Raw genomic sequence first — 19724 nt, 5'->3', positions numbered from 1 at the left:
ACTTCAAGCCAAAGCGCAAGCTTGTTGCATTACCGTTGACGATGTTCGAAGTTAAAGAGGGGGATTAATTACGAGCTACAAAATAATTAACTCAACCCGGTCCCGAGACAGGAACACGGTGAAATAATTCCTTCGGGCAGTCCTTCGGCGGCGGGAACCGCACTTTACACCTGGAATATTATGCTGATCCCATCAAAACTGAGCCGTCCGGTACGGCTGCAAAATACCGTGGTACGCGATCGTCTGCTGGCGAAGTTGGCCGGCGCGGCGAACTATCGCCTGACATTGGTCAATTGCCCGGCAGGCTACGGTAAGACCACGTTGGTGGCACAATGGGCTGCGGGCAAATCGGATCTGGGGTGGTACTCCCTGGACGAGAGCGACAACCAGCCAGAGCGCTTCGCCAGCTATCTGATCGCTGCGCTGCAACAGGCCACCACTGGCCACTGCGTGAAAAGCGAGGCATTAAGCCAGAAACATCAATACGCCAACCTTTCGGCGCTGTTTGCCCAGCTGTTTATCGAGCTGTCTGACTGGCACCAGCCGTTGTACCTGGTGATCGACGATTACCACCTGATCACTAATGACCAGATCCATGAAGCGATGCGTTTCTTTCTGCGCCACCAGCCAGAAAATCTGACGTTGCTGATCCTTTCCCGCACCCTGCCTCCCCTGGGGATTGCCAATCTTCGCGTACGCGATCAGCTGTTAGAGCTGAGCACGCGCCAGTTGGCTTTTAATCACCAGGAGGCGAAACAGTTCTTTGACTGCCGCCTTACCTCCCCACTGGAGCACAATGACAGCAGCCGTCTGTGTGACGAAGTGGAGGGCTGGGCAACCGCCTTGCAGCTAATCGCGCTCTCCGCTCGTCAATCCACCTCTTCCGCTCAGCAATCTGCCAAACGTCTGGCCGGGCTGAACGCCAGCCACCTGTCCGATTATCTGGTGGATGAAGTGCTGGATCGCGTTGATGCCGATGCCCGCGCGTTCCTGTTGCGCTGCTCGGTACTGCGTTCGATGAACGACGCGTTGATCGTACGCCTGACCGGGGAAGACAACGGCCAGCAGCGCCTGGAAGAGCTTGAACGCCAGGGCCTGTTTATTCACCGTATGGACGACACCGGCGAATGGTTCTGTTTCCATCCGCTGTTTGCCTCGTTCCTGCGCCAGCGTTGCCAGTGGGAATTGGCGCTGGAACTGCCAGGCCTGCACCATGCGGCGGCGGAAGGTTGGCTGGCGCTCGGGTACCCGGCGGAAGCCATTCACCATGCGTTGGCAGCCAGCGATGTCAGCATGTTGCGCGATATCCTGTTGCAACATGCCTGGTCGTTGTTCCATCACAGCGAACTGGCCTTGCTGGAGGAGTGTCTGAATGCCCTGCCGTACGAACGGCTGATCCAAAATCCGAAACTGGCGCTGCTGCAAGCCTGGCTGGCACAAAGCCAACACCGTTACAGCGAAGTGAACACCCAGTTGGAACGCGCCGAACAGGCCATGCTCCAGCAAAAGATCGTCATTGACCAGACTCTGCATGCTGAATTTGACGCGCTGCGTGCTCAGGTGGCGATCAACGCCGGTAAACCGGAAGAGGCCGAACGCCTGGCCACCGAGGCGCTGAAATTCCTGCCGCTATCCAGCTATTACAGCCGCATCGTGGCCACCTCGGTCACCGGTGAGGTTCACCACTGCAAAGGGGAACTGGCACGGGCGTTGCCCATGATGCAGCAAACCGAGCAGATGGCTCGCCGCCATCAGGCTTATCACTATGCGCTGTGGGCGCTGTTGCAGCAGAGCGAAATTCTGATCGCGCAAGGGTTCCTGCAAGCCGCCTATGAAACGCAGGATAAGGCCTTCGAACTGGTGCGTGAACAGCATCTGGAGCAGTTACCGATGCACGAATTCCTGCTGCGCATCCGCTCACAGGTGCTCTGGTCATGGTCACGGTTGGACGAAGCCGAAGAAGCCGCACGTGAAGGGCTGAAGGTGTTGGCTAACTACCAGCCGCAGCAGCAGTTGCAATGCCTGGCGATGTTGGCGAAATGCTCGCTGGCGCGTGGCGATCTGGATAATGCCAATGCTCACCTGCTGCGCAGCGAAGTCCTGCTGCATGGCTCACAGTATCACCGGGACTGGCTGACCAATGCCGATAAACCAAGGGTGATCTACTGGCAGATGACCGGTGATACCACCGCAGCGGCCAATTGGCTGCGCCATACCGAAAAACCGGGGATGGCCAACAACCACTTTATGCAGGGGCAATGGCGTAATATCGCCCGCGTGCAGATCCTGCTTGGGCAGTACGAAGAAGCCGAAGTGGTGTTGGACGAGCTGAACGAAAATGCCCGCCGCCTGCGGTTGGTGAGCGATCTCAACCGTAACCTGCTGCTCAGTAACCATCTCTACTGGCAGATGGACCGCAAAGTGGATGCCCAGCGCGCGTTGATAGAGTCACTTTCGCTGGCCAACCGTACCGGGTTTATCAGCCACTTTGTGATCGAGGGAGAGGCGATGGCGCAGCAACTTCGTCAACTGATCCAACTCAACACGCTGCCGGAAATGGAACAGCATCGCGCCCAGCGCATTCTGCGCGATATCAACCAGCATCACCGGCACAAGTTCGCCCATTTTGACGAGAACTTCGTCGATAAGCTGCTAACTCACCCGCAAGTGCCAGAATTGATCCGCACCAGCCCGCTGACACAGCGTGAATGGCAGGTGCTGGGTCTGATTTACTCCGGTTACAGCAACGATCAGATCGCCGGGGAACTGGCCGTAGCGGCCACCACCATCAAAACCCATATCCGTAATCTGTACCAGAAACTGGGGGTCGCACATCGGCAGGAAGCGGTGCAGCAGGCGCAGCAGTTGCTGAAAATGATGGGTTATGGTGCGTAGTTTTAAAGCAGATCAGTATGTTAAGTCCGGTGTGGCGGCCCTCACTCTCCCCCTCTCCCACAGTGAGAGGGGACCGAACGAGCCACATTTAACAACTGCGTTCGACCATAAATCCGCAAGGGATGTCTCTACAGCTGGTTTAACCTTCTACGCCGCTGCCTTGCTATCTATTTTGTCATCCTGGGTGATTTCCCAAGAGGGGCATTCATCCTCCTTTTATTAAGAAATCTATAGTTTAGAAAATATATAGGGCCTGATACATCCACCAAATAAATAGGTCGAGCGATATCACTGGCGGTCAATCTAAAGCCCGCCGGTTTTCTCATGACATTATCGTTTCATCTGGGTACTATTGCGGCAAATTTCCATAGGGAGTTGGGATTGTGGCAATAAACAAGAAAACACTTATTGTGGTCGGGATTTATCTGACCACTTCTCCGGCCATGGCGAGCACGGAAACCCTCATCGATTATAGTTCTCGGCCCGACGCCGGGGTTTATCTGGGTAATCAGGTTGCCGCATCAACGTTATTTTCTCATACCCTACACCAAAGAAAGACCGCGCCAGGGGACAGTCAATTCTGGATGCGCGTTTCGGGTTATCACAGCAAGGATCTGAGCGCGGGCGATAATGGCTTGCCCGTCGATATGGATCGTCAGGTCTTTATGCTGGGCGGGGATTTGCTGGCCTTGGATAACAACAAAGAAGAGTGGACGGCAGGCCTGATGACCGGCTACGGCCACGCCAAGAGCAGCGCTAACAACGCTACCCTCTCATCCGAAGGAAAAGTCGACGGCTATTCTGTCGGCGCTTACAGCACCTGGTATCAGGATAAGAAAAAGCATTCTGGGGCGTATGTGGATTCCTGGCTGCAATATGCCTGGTTTAACAACAGCGTGACCTCTGCCCAAGGCAAGCAGAATTATGACAGCACTGGTTTTAGCGCCTCGCTGGAAACCGGCTATGCCTTGCAGCCTTTTTCGGCACTCGAGTTGATTATCGAGCCACAGCTGCAGATTATTTATAACCGCTTCGATGCCGATAATTATCAGGATCCGGCAGGCGTCTATATTCATCAGGCCGATGCGCCAAACTTTACTTCACGCGTCGGTATTCGCTGGTACAGCGATCAAGACGATTATACTACCGCCTATCTCGCCACCAACTGGTGGCATAATAGTGGCAAGAACGCGGTCAATTTTAATGATACACGGGTAGAGACCAACGCCCTGGATGATCTTTTTGAGGTCAAGTTAGGCCTGCATTCGCCTAGTACTTACAACATGCAGCTGTGGTTCGAAGGCGGGATCACCATGGGAGCCAACAGCTACCAGGATTACGGTGGCACCTTGGGTGTGAGCTATCGCTGGTAACAACGCTACGGCTGCAAGACGGCGGGGATAAAGTCCCTGCTGTTGCTCTGGTCTAATGCCTGCAAAAATTGGATACAATAAAGACATTATCCCATTACCCGGTATTTTGCAGTTATGGAACAGTTTGAAACGATCGACGTTGTGCAAGCACACCAACGCCTGAAAGACGGTAGCGCCGCACTGGTTGATATCCGCGATCCACAAAGCTTTGAAGCTGGGCATACGCCAGGCGCTTTTCATCTGACCAACGCCACCCTGTCCGCCTTTATGCAGCAGAACGAGTTCGATCGCCCGGTGATGGTCATGTGCTATCACGGCAACAGCAGCCGCAGCGCCGCGCAGTATCTGCTGCATCAGGGGTTTGACGCGGTTTACAGTATTGATGGCGGTTTTGAGGCCTGGGCCCGCCAGTTCCCACAGGACGTTGAGACCTCCGCCTAATCCCCATTGGGCCGCCTTTCTGGGCGGCCAATTGCTGAATTCTGCACTGTTTTTGTCAGATCCCTTCCCTGCGCTCAGGATTTCAACGGTATAATCAGCCGCCAATGCCATCGGCGGTTTTGCCCGTGGCCAAAGTCATCTACTTAGACGGAAAATCTATGGTTCGAGTGATCGCCGTATCCAACCCTCGCCTGGCGCAGGCCTTTGTCGATTACATGGCAACGCAAGGGGTTGTACTTGAAGTCCGCGCAACAGGCGATGCAGCCGAAATCTGGCTGGCGGACGAGGCCCATCTGGAGCAGGTACAACACGAACTGCAACAGTTCCTGCTCGATCCGTTCAACCGCCGCTATCAGGCCGCCAGTTGGCAGGCAGGCAGCACCGATGCCGGTCTACAGTATCAACAGTTTTCTTACCTGCAAATCATCCGCAGCAAGGCCGGGCCGCTGACGCTAACGGTGATGAGCCTGTGTATTCTGGTCTATATCCTGATGCAGGTGCTGGGTGATGATACCGTCATGTTCTGGCTCTCCTGGCCGCAAAACAGCTCGCAATATGGCCAGCTGTGGCGCTGGGTCAGCCATGCGTTTCTGCACTTCTCGCTGCTGCACATTACCTTTAACCTGATGTGGTGGTGGTATCTTGGTGGTCCGCTGGAAAAACTCCTCGGCACCGGCAAGCTGTTTGTGATCGCCGTAGTGTCGGCCTTTTTCAGCGGCTGGGCGCAGTCGTTATTCAGCGGTGCGCTGTTCGGCGGGCTTTCCGGGGTCGTTTACGCGCTGATGGGCTATGTCTGGCTGAGCGGTGAACGTGCACCGGAACGCGGTTTGAACCTGCCCCGGGGCTTGATGGTCTTTTCCGCGCTCTGGCTGGTGGCAGGTTATTTCGATATTTTAGGAATGTCGATCGCCAATGCGGCACACGTTGCCGGTTTAGTGATAGGGTTATTAATGGCATTCTGGGATACGCGGCATCGCGCGCACAACGAACAATAACAACCAGGCACATCGGTGTATTAGGGGAATATCGTGAAGCAAACACAGCGTCATGACGCAATTATCGAATTAGTGCGCCTACAGGGATATGTCAGTACGGAAGAGCTGGTGGAGCACTTTGCCGTCAGCCCGCAAACCATTCGCCGTGATTTGAATGACCTGGCCGATCAGAACAAAATACAGCGTCATCACGGTGGAGCTGCGTTACCTTCCAGTTCGGTAAACACCGCTTATCACGATCGCAAGGTGATGTGGTCGGAAGAGAAAGCCCGCATCGCCCAGCGCGTAGCCAGCCAGATACCGGACGGTGCCACGCTGTTTATCGATATTGGTACCACGCCGGAAGCGGTAGCCCACGCCTTGATGGGCCATAAAAATCTGCGGGTCGTGACCAACAACCTGAACGTGGCCACCCTGCTCACCGCCAAGGAGGATTTCCGTCTGATCCTGGCCGGTGGCGAAGTCCGTACCCGCGATGGCGGCATTATGGGCGAAGCCACGCTGGACTTTATCTCCCAGTTCCGCCTGGATTTCGGCATTCTCGGCATCAGCGGCATCGATATGGATGGCTCGCTGCTCGAATTCGACTATCACGAAGTGCGAACCAAACGCGCGATTATCGAAAACTCCCGCTGCGTGATGTTGGTTACCGACCATTCCAAGTTTGGCCGTAACGCGATGGTGAACCTGGGGAACATGAACCTGATCGACTATCTGTTTACCGATCAGGCTCCGCCACCCAGCGTGATGAAGATTATCGAGCAGTACGACGTACAGCTGGAACTCTGCTGATCTCCCGGCCCCCCTCACCAAATGGAGAGGGGGCCTAACGTGCCACGCATTAGCCCATCACCCAGGGCAATACATGCGGCCATTGCTGAAGCTCCAGTCAGCGGCGTTGTTGAACTGAATAATCACCATGACATCATCGGGATGAATATTCAGCCCCCTGTTCAGGCGCTCACTCAGCACATGGTAAAAACTCTGTTTCTGCCCGGCGGAACGTGGCTTTCCCGCAATGATCTGAAACAGGATAAAGTTGTCGCTGCGTTCACCACTCTGATAACTCCGGTCAAAAATGCGCTGGCTGGCAGGTAGCGTTTCAATGACCTGAAAACGGTCGTCTGGCGGAACGTCAAACTCCTCCGTCAGGCTCTGGTGCAGAATGTCAGAAATTTTCTGAAGTTGTGTCTCACTGTAGCCTTGGCGAAGTGTAATTCGGCTGAAGGGCATCAGATACTCTCCTCATCAATACAGCCGATTGCAGATACTGCGGCCGGCCAGCCTGCATAAAAAGCCAAATGGGTGAACGCTTCAATAATCTCCTGGTGGCTCAGACCATTTTTCCGAGCAAAATCGAGGTGCCACGGTAGCTGTTGCACCCGCCCCAGCGCAGCCAGAGCAGACAATGTTATCAGGCTGCGATCACGCGGGGAGAGCTCACCGCGCTGCCATATATCATCAAAAAGAACCTCCTTACTCAATTCAGCCAGTTTGGGGGCCAGTCGGGCAAGCATGTCTCGGTCGGTGGATTGGGTCATGGCATTCTCTCCGTATTGACAGTCAGCCCATTCTGGCGCGATAGTCACATCCTGAAAATCGAATTAATCAGGACTAACCATCCTGAATATAAGGATGATAATGAAGAAGCTTTTACCCGCGCTGGATCTGGATGCACTACGCAGCTTTGTTACCGGCATTGAATGTGGCAGCTTTGCACTGGCGGCAACACGCCTGTCCCGCTCCACTTCTGCCGTCAGCGCCCAGTTAAAAAAGCTGGAAATGCAGTGCAACACGACATTGGTGATGAAAAAAGGGCGCCATCTGGAACTGACCCCTCAGGGTGAAATGCTGATGGGTTATGCGCGGCGCATGCTGGAGTTAAACGATGAAACACAGCGTGCTCTGAAAGGAGAATTGTTAAAGGGAGAGATCAGCATTGGTATGCAGGAGGATTTTGGTGAATCACTGATGCCTGGGATCCTCGGCCAGTTCAGACGCCATCATCCAGAGCTGAAGATCATCGCCAGGGTAGACCGTCAACGTGCGCTACAAACCGCATTAGACGATAAAACGGTCGATATGGCACTCATGTGGCAGCCAGATGCACAGATACGCGAAGGCCGACGGTTAGGCGAACGCCAGCTAGAGTGGATTTACCATCCGGACCTGGATCTTCCTGCTCTGCTGGCAAAAGGTGAGCCGCTACCACTGGTGATGTTTGAAAACCCGTGCCTGATGCGCTCGCGTGCTACTACCAGCCTGGATCATGCAGGGCTCCCCTGGCGGGTAATGTTTGTCAGCCACAGCCTGAGCGGTATCTGGGCTGCGGTAAAGGCCGGATTTGGCCTGACCGTGCGTACACGCCTTGGCATGCCAGGAGATCTGCGCATAGCGGGCAACCTTCTGCCAACACTCGGAAATCTGGGGATCACACTTGAGCAGACCAAGGCCGACGGTGAGAATCTCACTGCGCGGGCAATGCTTGGCCAGTTAATGGAGGAGGCGTTGTCAGGATTGAAATGATACCTATACTTATGTTCATCCTCTTATCCACCCCAGTCGCTTCGTCACCAAACTCAAAAACCTCCTTATATCCACGCCCGCTATAGGCATGGGTTTACGGTGGATACGGCTAAGCGAAAGCTGCGTCAAATACCCCTTCAATTTGTATACCTACTATCACCAAACTGTTACCTCTATCACGCAAGAATGTTTTTGTTTGGTTAACTCTTGGCTTGCTTGTTGGTTTCCGATTACAATAATGAGCGAAAACGAACATAAAAGAGCTATTTCGAACACCAGGAGGAAGTTAACGTGGAAACCAAAGACTTGATCGTTATCGGTGGTGGTATCAACGGAGCCGGCATCGCAGCCGATGCAGCCGGGCGTGGGCTGTCCGTACTGCTACTGGAAGCGCAAGACTTGGCCTGTGCTACGTCTTCCGCCAGTTCAAAACTGATCCACGGTGGCCTACGCTACCTGGAACACTACGAGTTTCGTCTGGTCAGCGAAGCGCTGGCCGAACGTGAAGTGCTGCTGAAACTGGCACCGCATATCGCCTTCCCAATGCGTTTCCGCCTGCCGCACCAGCCTCATCTGCGCCCGGCCTGGATGATCCGTATCGGCCTGTTCCTGTACGATCATTTGGGCAAACGCACCAGCTTGCCAGGCAGTAAAGGTTTGCGCTTTGGACCAGAGTCCGTCCTGAAGCCAGACTTAAAGCGCGGTTTCGAATATTCTGATTGTTGGGTAGACGATGCGCGCCTGGTCGTACTGAACGCCCAAGCCGTGGCCGAACGCGGTGGCGAAGTGCGCACCCGCACTAAAGTGACCCGCGCCTGGCGCGAAAATGGGCTGTGGATGGTGGAAGCCATCGACGTCGACAGCGGCAAAACCTTTACCTGGCGCGCCAAAGGCTTGGTGAACGCTACCGGCCCATGGGTAAAACATTTCTTCGACGATGGCCTGAAGCTCAAGTCTCCTTACGGTATCCGCCTGATCAAAGGCAGCCATATCGTGGTACCTCGGGCGCATAACCAGCCACAGTCTTATATCTTGCAGAACGAAGACCACCGTATCGTGTTTGTCATTCCGTGGCTGGACGAATTCTCCATCATCGGCACCACCGACGTGGAATACCACGGCGATCCGAAAGACGTGAAGATCGACGATAACGAAATCAACTATCTGTTGAAGGTGTATAACGATCACTTCAAAAAACAGCTGGGCCGTGACGATATCGTCTGGACCTACTCTGGCGTACGCCCGCTGTGTGATGATGAATCTGACTCACCGCAGGCCGTAACTCGCGACTATACGCTGGATGTGCATGACGAGCAGGGCAAAGCCCCACTGCTTTCCGTATTCGGTGGCAAACTCACCACCTACCGCAAGCTGGCCGAGCACGCGATGGAGAAGTTGGCTCACTACTATCCTGGCTGTGGCCCGGCGTGGACCAAAAACGGTTCCCTGCCGGGGGGCAATATTGACGGCGATCGCGATAGCTATGCCGCTAAACTGCGCCGTCAACACGGCTGGATGACGGAGTCATTGGCTCGTCGTTACGCCCGTACTTATGGTAGCCACAGCGAAATAATCCTGGCCAATGCCAATAGCCTGAGCGATTTGGGTGAAGACTTCGGCCATGACCTGTACGAAGCTGAACTGCGCTATCTGGTGGAGAAAGAGTGGGTTGTCGAGCTGGATGATGCCCTGTGGCGTCGTACCAAACTGGGGATGTGGCTCAGCGAAGAACAGCAGGCGCGGGTGAAAACCTGGCTGGCAGAAAATGCCAAACCAAAAGCGTTGTCATTGGCGTCTTGATTGAGGTGTGCGTAGGCGGGCGCAGCATGCAGCGCCCCTACGGCATACGGGACGCAACAAGTTAAATTCAAGGGCCGGTGATCCGGCCCTTGGCTATTACAGCTTTATCGGTTTGATATTCCAGATCTCGTCCGCGTATTCCTGGATCGTGCGGTCGGAAGAGAAGTAGCCCATGTTGGCGATATTGAGTATCGCGCGCCTGGTCCAGTCGTCCTGATTGAGATACACCTCATCCACCTTATCCTGCGTATCCACATAGCTGCGATAATCTGCCAACAGCTGATAGTGGTCGCCGAGATTGACCAGTGAATCGAACAGGCTGCTGTAGCGCTTGGGCTCTTCAGGGCTGAACACACCGGTAGCGATCTGCGTCAACGCCAGATGCAACTCTTCATCCTGCTCGTAATACTGACGTGGGTTATACCCATCGCGGCGCAGCGCTTCCACCTGATCGGCGGTATTGCCAAAGATAAAGATGTTCTCTTCGCCCACGTGTTCCAGCATTTCGACGTTGGCCCCGTCCAGCGTGCCGATGGTCAAGGCACCGTTGAGAGCAAACTTCATATTACTGGTGCCCGAAGCCTCTGTCCCTGCCAGCGAGATCTGCTCGGAGAGATCGGCCGCCGGAATGATCATCTGGGCCAGGCTTACCCCGTAGTTAGGAATAAACACCACCTTCAAATCATCATGCACTCGCGGATCGTTGTTGATCACCTTCGCTACGTCATTGATCAAACGGATGATCTGTTTGGCAGCATAGTAGGCCGAAGCCGCTTTACCCGCGAAGATCACCACGCGCGGTACGCGTTTGGCATCAGGATCCTGCAACAGACGGTTATAACGCGTGATCACATGCAATACGTTCAGCAATTGCCGCTTATATTCATGGATCCGTTTGATCTGTACGTCGAACAACGCGTCAGGGTTCACCACCACGTTGAGCTTTTTCGCGATATACCCCGCCAGCCGCTCTTTATTCTGCCGTTTGGCAGCCTGTACGGCCTGCAAGAAGCTCGGGTAATCCGCATTCGCTTTGATTTCGCCAAGCTGGCTGAGATCGGTACGCCAGTTGTGACCAATACTGTCATCCAGCACTTTGGATAATGGCCGGTTAGCCAACCCCAGCCAGCGGCGCGGCGTGACCCCGTTGGTTTTATTGCAGAAGCGATCGGGGAATACGTGAGCAAAATCGGCAAACAGGGACTGTACCATCAGTTCGGAGTGCAGTGCCGAGACGCCATTCACCTTATGGCTGGCGACCACAGCCAACCACGCCATACGCACTCTACGCCCGTTGGTTTCATCAATGATGGAGACCCGTGCCAGCAATTGATTATCGCCCGGCACCACTTGCTGTACCTGCTTGAGGAAATGGTCGTTGATTTCGAAGATCAGTTGCAGGTGGCGCGGCAGGATCTTGCCCAGCATATCAACCGGCCAGGTTTCCAGCGCTTCGCTCATCAAGGTGTGGTTGGTATAGGAGAACACCTTTTCCACCACTTCCCAGGCATCCAGCCAGCTGAATTTGTGCTCATCAATCAGCAGGTGCATCAGCTCAGGGATCGACAACACCGGGTGGGTATCATTGAGGTGGATGGCAATCTTGTCGGCCAGATTGTCGAAGGTTTTGTGCATCGTCCAATGGCGGTTGAGGATGTCCTGGGTAGTGGCTGAAACCAGGAAATACTCCTGCCGCAGGCGCAGTTCACGCCCGGAATAGGTGGAGTCATCGGGATAGAGCACGCGCGAGACGTTCTCGGAGTGGTTTTTATCTTCCACTGCGGCAAAATAATCCCCCTGGTTGAACTTACCCAGGTTGATTTCATTACTGGCCTGAGCGCTCCACAAACGCAGCGTGTTGGTGGCATCGGTATCAAAGCCCGGGATCACCTGATCGTAGGCGATAGCGATAATCTCTTCGGTTTCCACCCAGCGGGCCTTCGCCCCTTCCTGCTGAACGCGGCCACCAAAACGCACTTTATAGCGGGTATTATGGCGCGGGAACTCCCACGGGTTGCCGTATTCCAGCCAATAATCCGGCGACTCCATCTGTTGGCCATCGACGATGTTCTGCTTGAACATGCCATATTCATAGCGAATACCGTAGCCCCGGCCAGGCAGCGCCAGCGTGGCCAACGAGTCCAGGAAGCAGGCAGCCAAACGCCCCAGGCCGCCATTGCCCAAGCCAGGATCGTTCTCTTCCTCAAGCAGCTCACTCAGGTTCAGACCCATCTCATCGAGTGCGTCCTCAATATCCTGGTAAATCCCCATCGATAACAGCGCATTCGACAGCGTACGGCCAAGCAGAAACTCCATCGACAGGTAATACACCTGCCGGACATCTTGTGAAAGCTGGGCGCGATTGGATCGCAACCAACGTTCCACCATCCTGTCGCGCACCGCAAACAACACGGCATTAAGCCAGTCGTGCTGGGTGGCGATAGCCGGATCCTTACCGACAATAAACATCAGTTTATAGGCGATGGAATGTTTCAGCGCTTCGACACTGACCGTGGGTGAGGTGTAACTAAACGGTGAAGTCATAGTAATTCAATCCCAAGTACGTGATTACAACAAGCGTTGATAAAGCGACAGATATTCCTTTGCCGCGACTTGCCAGCCAAAATCCAGACTCATGGCATGGCGTTGTACGTGATGCCAATGTCTCGGCCTGCTCCACAACACCAGAGCACGCCGAATGGCATTGCCTAGGGCAACAGCATTACAATCATCAAACATAAACCCGCTGGCAGTACCGTCAGCCAGGTTCTCCAGCGCACAGTCCACCACCGTATCTGCCAACCCACCGGTGCGGCGCACCAGCGGCAACGTGCCATATTTCAGGCCATAAAGCTGTGTTAACCCGCAAGGCTCAAAGCGGCTGGGTACCAGGATCACGTCCGCTCCGCCGATAATGCGGTGCGAGAAGGCATCGTGGTAGCCAATCTGCACACCGACCTGTTCCGGATAATCGGCCGCAGCCGCCAGGAAAGCCTGCTGTAATACTGCGTCACCGGCCCCCAGCACGACCAACTGCCCCCCTTGTTCCAGCAACGCTGGCAGGGCTTCCAGCACCAGATCCAACCCTTTCTGGTTGGTCAAACGGCTGACCACCGCAAACAGTGGCAACGATTCATCCACCTGCAGCCCCATGGCTTTTTGCAGATGAACCTTGTTCTTGGCCTTGTTTTTCAAGCTGTTGGCATCATAGCGTGCCGCCAGGCGCGCATCGTGTGACGGGTCCCAAATCTTGTCATCAACACCGTTGAGAATACCGCTCAATCTCCCCTGCCGCTGCCGCTCCTGGAGTAACCCTTCCATCCCGTAACCAAACTCCGGCTGGGTAATTTCACGCGCATAGGTCGGGCTGACGGCGGTGATATGGTCTGCGTAGTACAGGCCTGCTTTCAGGAAAGACATCTGGCCGTAAAACTCCAGGCCATAGATATTCAAGAATGACGATGGCAACCACAGCTCCGCCATATGGTGGGCGGAGAATAGCCCCTGATAGGCCAGATTGTGTACGGTAAAGATCGAGCGTGCCGGGTGGCCATTCGCCGCCAGATAAGCGCAGGCCAAGCCAGCATGCCAGTCATGAGCATGGACCAGTTTTGGCCGCCAGTAATGATCCAGCCCCTTCGCCAGCTCACAGGCCATCCAGCCCAGCAAGGCAAAACGGCGGTGGTTGTCCGGGTAGGCATACATCGACTGATCGTGGTACGGGCTGCCCGGCCGGTCATACAACCAGGGGGCATCGATCAGGTAAACACCTACGCCATGATAGGTACCATAACGTAGGCCTACGCGCCCGGCAAAAGAGTCGATCTCGGCAACCAGTACCGTGTCCGGGATACCGTTGCGCACGTCAGGAAAAGCCGGTAATAGCACCCGAACATCAGCTCCTGCGGCAATCTGCGCCGTCGGTAATGCGCCAACCACGTCTGCAAGCCCGCCGGTTTTAAGCAGAGGGAACATCTCGGAACATACGTGTAAAACCTGCATTATCACTCCTGAAATTCGGTAAAAACGTCTTTACGGAGATAAGGGGCGCGGCTTGCCACGCCCAAGGTTCCGGCCGGAATGGCTACAGTTTTGCCAACATTTCGCGCGTCACCAGCACGATGCCCTCTTCCGAACGGTAAAAACGCTTGCTGTCTTCCTCGGCGTTTTCACCAATCACCATGCCTTCGGGAATATGACAGGCGCGATCGATAATGCAGCGGCGCAGGCGGCAGGAGCGGCCAACGTTGACATCGGGCAGTAATACAGAAGAGTCGATAGTGCAGAAGGAGTTCACCCGCACCCTCGAGAACAGCACTGAATGCACCACCACCGAACCGGAGACAATGCACCCACCGGCCACCAGCGAGTTCATGGTCATGCCATGGCTGCCGGAACGGTCTTGCACAAATTTGGCCGGTGGCAGTGGCTCCATGTAGGTACGGATCGGCCAGGAACGGTCGTACATATCCAGCTCAGGCGTTACCGAAGCCAGATCGAGGTTGGCGCGCCAGTAGGCTTCCAAGGTCCCGACATCACGCCAATACGGCGGTAGATTCGGACCACATCCCACACAGGAAAGAGTAAACGGATGCGCCCAGGCAGCGCCCTGCGCGGTAATTTTGGGGATCAGATCCTTACCGAAATCGTGGGTGGAGTCAGGGGTCGACATATCCTCTTCCAGCAGTTGGAAGAGGTAGCTGGCGTTGAAAATATAGATGCCCATGCTGGCCAGTGACATATCCGGGTTGCCAGGCATGGCTGGCGGATTGTCTGGCTTCTCCAGGAATTCGAGGATCAGGTCGTTATCGTCCACCTTCATTACGCCAAACTCGCTGGCTTCCTTGCGCGGTACCGGAATACAGGCCACCGTGCACTGCGCCCCTTTCTCGACGTGATCGATCAGCATGCGAGAGTAGTCCATTTTATAAATATGGTCGCCCGCCAGGATCACCACGTATTCCGCTTCATAGCGGCGAATGATGTCGAGGTTCTGGTAAACCGCATCCGCGGTGCCTTTGTACCAATGTTCGGTGCTGAGGCGCTGCTGGGCAGGCAGCAGATCGACAAACTCATTCATCTCTTCGTTGAGGAACGACCAGCCCCGCTGAATATGCTGCACCAACGTATGGGAATGATACTGAGTGATCACCCCCATACGGCGGATCCCTGAGTTCAGGCAGTTGGACATGGCAAAATCGATGATGCGGTACTTGCCACCGAAGTGAACGGCTGGCTTGGCGCGGGTAGAGGTTAAATCTTTCAAACGCGAGCCACGGCCGCCTGCCAATATCAGGGCAACGGATTTATTCGGCAGTTGGCGCGCCAACATCAGAGGGTCTTTATTTTCGTGCTTAACCATAACTGACTCCTTTTAATTTTTCTCTACCAGCACGCAAAGCGAATGCGCAACCTGGCACCAGGCGGGTAAAACCGCCCGCGAATCTTCCTGAGTAAAGGGGGCGACAACCTGCCAATCACCCTCGGGTAACGTCATCTCAACGGTCTGCTGGGTGGCGTTGATCACCATCAGCCAGCGTTGCGACAGGCGGATCTGCAAGCAGCGATCGCCCTGTTCCCACTGTTGCGCACTGAGCGGCTGCCCCTGCGCGTTTAACCACTGCACGCTGCCGTCTCCCTCCTGCCACCAGCGGTCTGCCTGCAAAGCAGGAATTTGCTGGCGCAAGCGGATCAGCGCGGCGGTGTATGCGGTCAGTGACTCATCCGCATTGGCCCAATCGAGCCAGGTGGTTGCGTTATCCTGACAGTAAGCATTGTTGTTGCCTTGCTGGCTATTTCCGTGCTCATCACCGGCCAGCAGCATCGGTGTCCCCTGTGCCAGAAGCAGCGTGGCAAGCAGTGCTCGCTGGCTGGCCTGGCGGCGTTGCAAAACGGTTTCGTCGGCAATCAGGCCTTCAACTCCGTGGTTACAGCTAAAGTTTTGGTCGCTGCCATCACGGTTTCCCTCTCCGTTAGGCTGGTTATGTTTCTCCTTGAAACTCACTACGTCCTGCAAGGTAAAGCCGTCGTGGGCCGTCAGCATATTGATGCTGACATAAGGCGCACGCCCACGTTGGTTGAATACCTCGCTGGAGGCAGCAAAACGCTGGGCAAACTGACCCAGTGACAGATCTCCCCACAGCCAGAAACGGCGGATATCGTCACGAAAATGGTCATTCCACTCAGCAAAACGGCCTGGAAACGCGCCAACCTGATAGCCCCCTGGGCCTATGTCCCAGGGCTCGGCGATCAGTTTGCAGCGCCCCAGCGTATCGTCCGCCAGCATCGCCTGAAACAGCGGTGCATCGCGGTCAAACGCTGGTGTACGGCCTAACACGGTGCCAAGATCGAAGCGGAAACCGTCGACATGGCACTCCCGAACCCAAAAGCGCAGGCAATCCATCACCCACGCCACGCCCGCTGGCTGATCCAAGCGCAGCGTATTGCCACAGCCGGTGAGGTTATCGTAGCCACCGTCAGGGGTTAGCCAGTAGTAACTGGGGTTATCGATACCACGCAGCGACAACGTTGGCCCATCCACATCCAGCTCTGCACTGTGGTTGAACACCACGTCCAGGATCACTTCGATCCCCGCCCGGTGCAGTGCTTTCACCGCATCGCGGAGCTCACGGAGCGGCGTCGTCCCGGTGCTCAAACTGCTGTAACGGTTGTCTGGCGCGAAAGGAGCCAGCACGTTGTATCCCCAGTAATTGATCAGCCCCAGGCGCTGCAAACGCGGCTCCGTGGTGTGCTGCTGCACCGGCAAAAGCTCGAGCGCCGTGATCCCCAACCGCTTGAAGTAGGCAATCATCGCCGGGTGGCCAAGAGCCGCAAAGCTGCCACGCAATACGGCCGGGATCTCCGGGTGCGTTAATGTCAGCCCCCGGACGTGGGCTTCGTAGATCACCGTTTTACCCCAAGGGGTGGCTGGCGGGCGATCGTCTTGCCAATCGTAGCTTTCATCGATCACTACACATTTGGGCATCAACGGGGCGCTGTCTTGCTGGTCCGGTTGATCGTACCCCCCATGCAAATTCACATGGTCGGCAACCGGCCCTTCGACTGCCCGCGCCGCCGGATCGAGCAACAGCTTGTTGGCGTTAAAACGCAACCCAAGATGCGGCTCAAACGGGCCATGCACCCGAAAACCATAACGCTGCCCCAACTCGCCCCCTGGCAGATATCCATGCCAGATATCACCGCTGCGGGCAGGCAACGGCAGGCGTGTTTCACGATATTGCACATCGAACAGGCACAGCTCAACCCGCGTGGCATGCGCAGAAAACAGGGTAAAGTTGATGCCATTACCGTCGTAATAAGCTCCTAAAGGCGCGGCAAGACCCGGCGTCAGCTCTACCATCAAGCCTCCCGCCGTAGATAAACGGTGGCCAGCGGTGGCACCATCACGCTGATCGAATGTTCACGACCGTGGCTGCCGATCGGCTGCGAAATCACCCGCCCCTGATTACCCGCGTTACTGCCGTGATAATGGTGTGAATCGGTATTGAGGATTTCCTGATATTCGCCAGCGCGCGCAATGCCGATGCGGTAATGAGGGCGCGGCACCGGGGTAAAGTTGCTGATGGCTATCAGCTCATTGCCCTGCGAGTCGTAGCGTGCGAAAGCAAATACCGAGTTTTCGTGATCGTCGACCACCAGCCATTCAAAGCCATCTGGACGATAATCGCGCTCATACAGCGGCGCATTCTCCTGGTAGCAGTGGTTGAGATCGCGTACCAACCGTTGCACGCCGTGGTGCCAACCGTCCAATCCATCCAGCAGATGCCAGTCCAGGCTGTTATCGAAATTCCACTCACGCCCTTGAGCAAATTCGCTGCCCATAAACAGCAGTTTTTTGCCCGGGTGCGCCCACATAAAGCCGTAATAGGCCCGCAGGTTGGCGAATTTCTGCCAGGCATCTCCCGGCATCCGATCCAGCACGGAGCCTTTGCCATGTACCACTTCGTCGTGCGAGATCGGCAGCACGAAGTTTTCGGTATAGGCGTAGAGCATGCCGAAGGTCATCAGGTTGTGGTGGTATTTACGGTGCACCGGATCGCACTTCATATAATCCAGCGTGTCGTGCATCCAGCCGAGATCCCACTTGTAGTGGAAACCTAAGCCGTTGGCATCCGGCGGCAGCGTAACCCCCGGATAGTCGGTGGATTCTTCCGCCAGCGTCACCGCCCCTGGCCGCTCTTTGCCCAGCGTCTGGTTGGTGTAACGCAGGAAGGAAATCGCTTCCAGGTTCTCATTGCCGCCATAGTAGTTTGGCACCCACTCACCGTCGGCACGGCTGTAATCACGGTAAATCATCGACGCCACCGCATCGACACGCAGGGCGTCGATACCAAAGCGCTCCAGCCAGTAAAACGCATTGCCCGCCAGATAGTTACGCACCTCGTGGCGGCCATAGTTGTAGATCAGCGTGTTCCAGTCCTGGTGGAATCCTTCACGAGGATCGGCATATTCATACAGCGCGGTGCCGTCGAAGTTGGCCAGGCCATGGGCATCGCTGGGGAAATGCCCCGGCACCCAATCCAGGATCACGTTGATCCCGGCATCATGAGCCGCGGCGACAAAAGCCTTGAACTCCGCTGGCGTGCCAAAACGCCGGGTTGGCGCATACATTCCCAACGGCTGATAGCCCCAGCTGCCGTCGAACGGATGCTCGTTGATCGGCAACAGTTCAATATGGGTGAAGCCCATATATTTAACGTAGGGGATCAGTTGCTCGGCCAGTTCTTGATAGCTGAGCCAGAAATTATTGTCGGTATGGCGACGCCAGGAGCCCAGGTGCACTTCATAGATGGAAATCGGACGGTCAAAGTCATTGGCCCGCTGCCTTTCCGGCGTGTTTTCCACCACAGCAGGCAACGGTGTGATCAACGAGGCCGTTTCCGGCCGCATCTGCGCTTCGAAAGCATAAGGATCGGCTTTCAGCTGCACGTTGCCGTAACAATCGATAATCTCGTATTTATACAGCTGCCCGGCCTTCACGCCCGGTAAAAACAGCTCCCAAATCCCGTTCTCTCTACGCAGGCGCATGGGATGACGCCGTCCATCCCAAAAGTTGAACTCCCCCACGACCGACACGCGCTGGGCATTCGGTGCCCAAACGGCAAAGCTGACCCCATCCACATTATCCAACGAGCCAGGATGCGCCCCCAGCCGCTCATAAGGCCGCAGATGGGTGCCCTCGGCCAGCAGCCAGCTGTCAATATCCTGCAGCAGGGTGCCAAAACGGTATGGGTCTTCAAGCAGTTGTTGATGGTCGCGCCAGCTGACTTCAAGCTGATAGCGGAAAGGGGTTTTACGACGCGGTACGAGAGCGCTGAAAAAACCACGAGCGTCATCGCAATTGAGCTGAACCAGACGGTTTCCGGTTTTACTCTCTACCAGCCACACGGTGCCCGCATCCGGCAACAGCGCACAAATCTGTAGGCCGTTTTCGGTTACATGCATGCCGAGCAAGGAAAAGGGATCGGCATAGTGACCGGAGATGAGCTGATTGATCACGTCACGTTCGGGAAGTACAGGCATAGCATTCTTCCTTTGATTAAGAGCATGACTTTTAAAAGGCTACGCTGAACAAAAAGCAGCCGTTGCACCTATCATGCAATTCATTTGCTACCTAAAGCGTGATTTCAGTCGGTTATTGATTAATCGATCGCCTTCATGCTCGCAGTTTCGC

At 55.4% G+C, this 19724-nt stretch carries 14 protein-coding genes; 7 read left to right on the top strand and 7 right to left on the bottom strand.

Annotation, left to right across the window (positions count from 1 at the left end; all coding sequences use genetic code 11):
- The first annotated feature begins 180 nt into the window (after positions 1-180).
- From malT to A6U95_RS07230, 5 genes are all read left to right on the top strand, one after another.
- Positions 181-2895 (top strand): HTH-type transcriptional regulator MalT, encoded by a 2715-nt coding sequence (gene malT / locus A6U95_RS07250; RefSeq protein ID WP_065684004.1) that lies wholly within the window; start codon positions 181-183, stop codon positions 2893-2895.
- Positions 2896-3278: 383 nt separating this feature from the next.
- Positions 3279-4268: an autotransporter outer membrane beta-barrel domain-containing protein gene (locus tag A6U95_RS07245; RefSeq protein ID WP_065684003.1), complete on the top strand. Its 990-nt coding sequence runs from the start codon at positions 3279-3281 to the stop codon at positions 4266-4268.
- 114 nt (positions 4269-4382) lie between these two features.
- Positions 4383-4709, top strand: a complete 327-nt coding sequence (gene glpE / locus A6U95_RS07240) for a thiosulfate sulfurtransferase GlpE (protein ID WP_021807441.1) — start codon at positions 4383-4385, stop codon at positions 4707-4709.
- A 158-nt stretch (positions 4710-4867) separates the two neighbouring features.
- Positions 4868-5704 carry a rhomboid family intramembrane serine protease GlpG gene (gene glpG / locus A6U95_RS07235; protein WP_024527602.1) on the top strand — a complete coding sequence of 279 codons (837 nt, stop codon included), beginning with the start codon at positions 4868-4870 and terminating at the stop codon, positions 5702-5704.
- A 33-nt stretch (positions 5705-5737) separates the two neighbouring features.
- Entirely contained in the window at positions 5738-6496 is a 759-nt protein-coding gene (locus A6U95_RS07230) for a DeoR/GlpR family transcriptional regulator (RefSeq protein WP_021181740.1), read from the top strand.
- A 57-nt stretch (positions 6497-6553) separates the two neighbouring features.
- Here the strand turns inward: A6U95_RS07230 and A6U95_RS07225 are convergent, their stop codons facing one another.
- Entirely contained in the window at positions 6554-6937 is a 384-nt protein-coding gene (locus tag A6U95_RS07225; protein WP_065684002.1) for a tautomerase family protein, read from the bottom strand.
- The gene (locus A6U95_RS07220; protein WP_021807438.1) at positions 6937-7245 is read right to left on the bottom strand and encodes a carboxymuconolactone decarboxylase family protein; all 309 of its coding nucleotides are present in this window, start codon (positions 7243-7245) and stop codon (positions 6937-6939) included. Before A6U95_RS07220 ends, A6U95_RS07225 begins: the two co-directional genes overlap by 1 nt.
- A gap of 100 nt (positions 7246-7345) precedes the next feature.
- Between A6U95_RS07220 and A6U95_RS07215 the strand changes: the two genes are divergently transcribed.
- Together A6U95_RS07215 and glpD are read left to right on the top strand one after the other, a co-directional pair.
- A complete protein-coding gene (locus A6U95_RS07215) occupies positions 7346-8230 on the top strand; it encodes a LysR substrate-binding domain-containing protein (RefSeq protein WP_065684001.1) in 885 nt (294 codons plus the stop codon).
- Positions 8231-8521: 291 nt separating this feature from the next.
- Positions 8522-10030, top strand: coding sequence for a glycerol-3-phosphate dehydrogenase (glpD, locus tag A6U95_RS07210; RefSeq protein WP_065684000.1), 1509 nt, complete (start codon positions 8522-8524; stop codon positions 10028-10030).
- 96 nt (positions 10031-10126) lie between these two features.
- Here the strand turns inward: glpD and glgP are convergent, their stop codons facing one another.
- From glgP to glgB, 5 genes are all read right to left on the bottom strand, one after another.
- Positions 10127-12574, bottom strand: a complete 2448-nt coding sequence (gene glgP / locus A6U95_RS07205) for a glycogen phosphorylase (protein WP_065683999.1) — start codon at positions 12572-12574, stop codon at positions 10127-10129.
- Between the two features lie 24 nt (positions 12575-12598).
- A complete protein-coding gene (glgA, locus tag A6U95_RS07200; RefSeq protein WP_065683998.1) occupies positions 12599-14032 on the bottom strand; it encodes a glycogen synthase GlgA in 1434 nt (477 codons plus the stop codon).
- 82 nt (positions 14033-14114) lie between these two features.
- Complete coding sequence (gene glgC, locus A6U95_RS07195) at positions 14115-15392, bottom strand: glucose-1-phosphate adenylyltransferase (protein WP_065683997.1); 1278 nt, start codon at positions 15390-15392, stop codon at positions 14115-14117.
- Between the two features lie 12 nt (positions 15393-15404).
- Positions 15405-17390 carry a glycogen debranching protein GlgX gene (gene glgX, locus A6U95_RS07190; protein ID WP_065683996.1) on the bottom strand — a complete coding sequence of 662 codons (1986 nt, stop codon included), beginning with the start codon at positions 17388-17390 and terminating at the stop codon, positions 15405-15407.
- Positions 17390-19573: a 1,4-alpha-glucan branching protein GlgB gene (gene glgB / locus A6U95_RS07185; RefSeq protein WP_065683995.1), complete on the bottom strand. Its 2184-nt coding sequence runs from the start codon at positions 19571-19573 to the stop codon at positions 17390-17392. Before glgB ends, glgX begins: the two co-directional genes overlap by 1 nt.
- Positions 19574-19724: the final 151 nt, after the last annotated feature.

This window comes from Serratia sp. 14-2641 (assembly GCF_001692375.1).
GTDB classification, from domain to species: Bacteria; Pseudomonadota; Gammaproteobacteria; order Enterobacterales; family Enterobacteriaceae; genus Chania; species Chania fonticola_C.
Note: the sequence above shows the minus strand (reverse complement) of the source record. Positions and strands in the feature narration are given on the sequence as shown.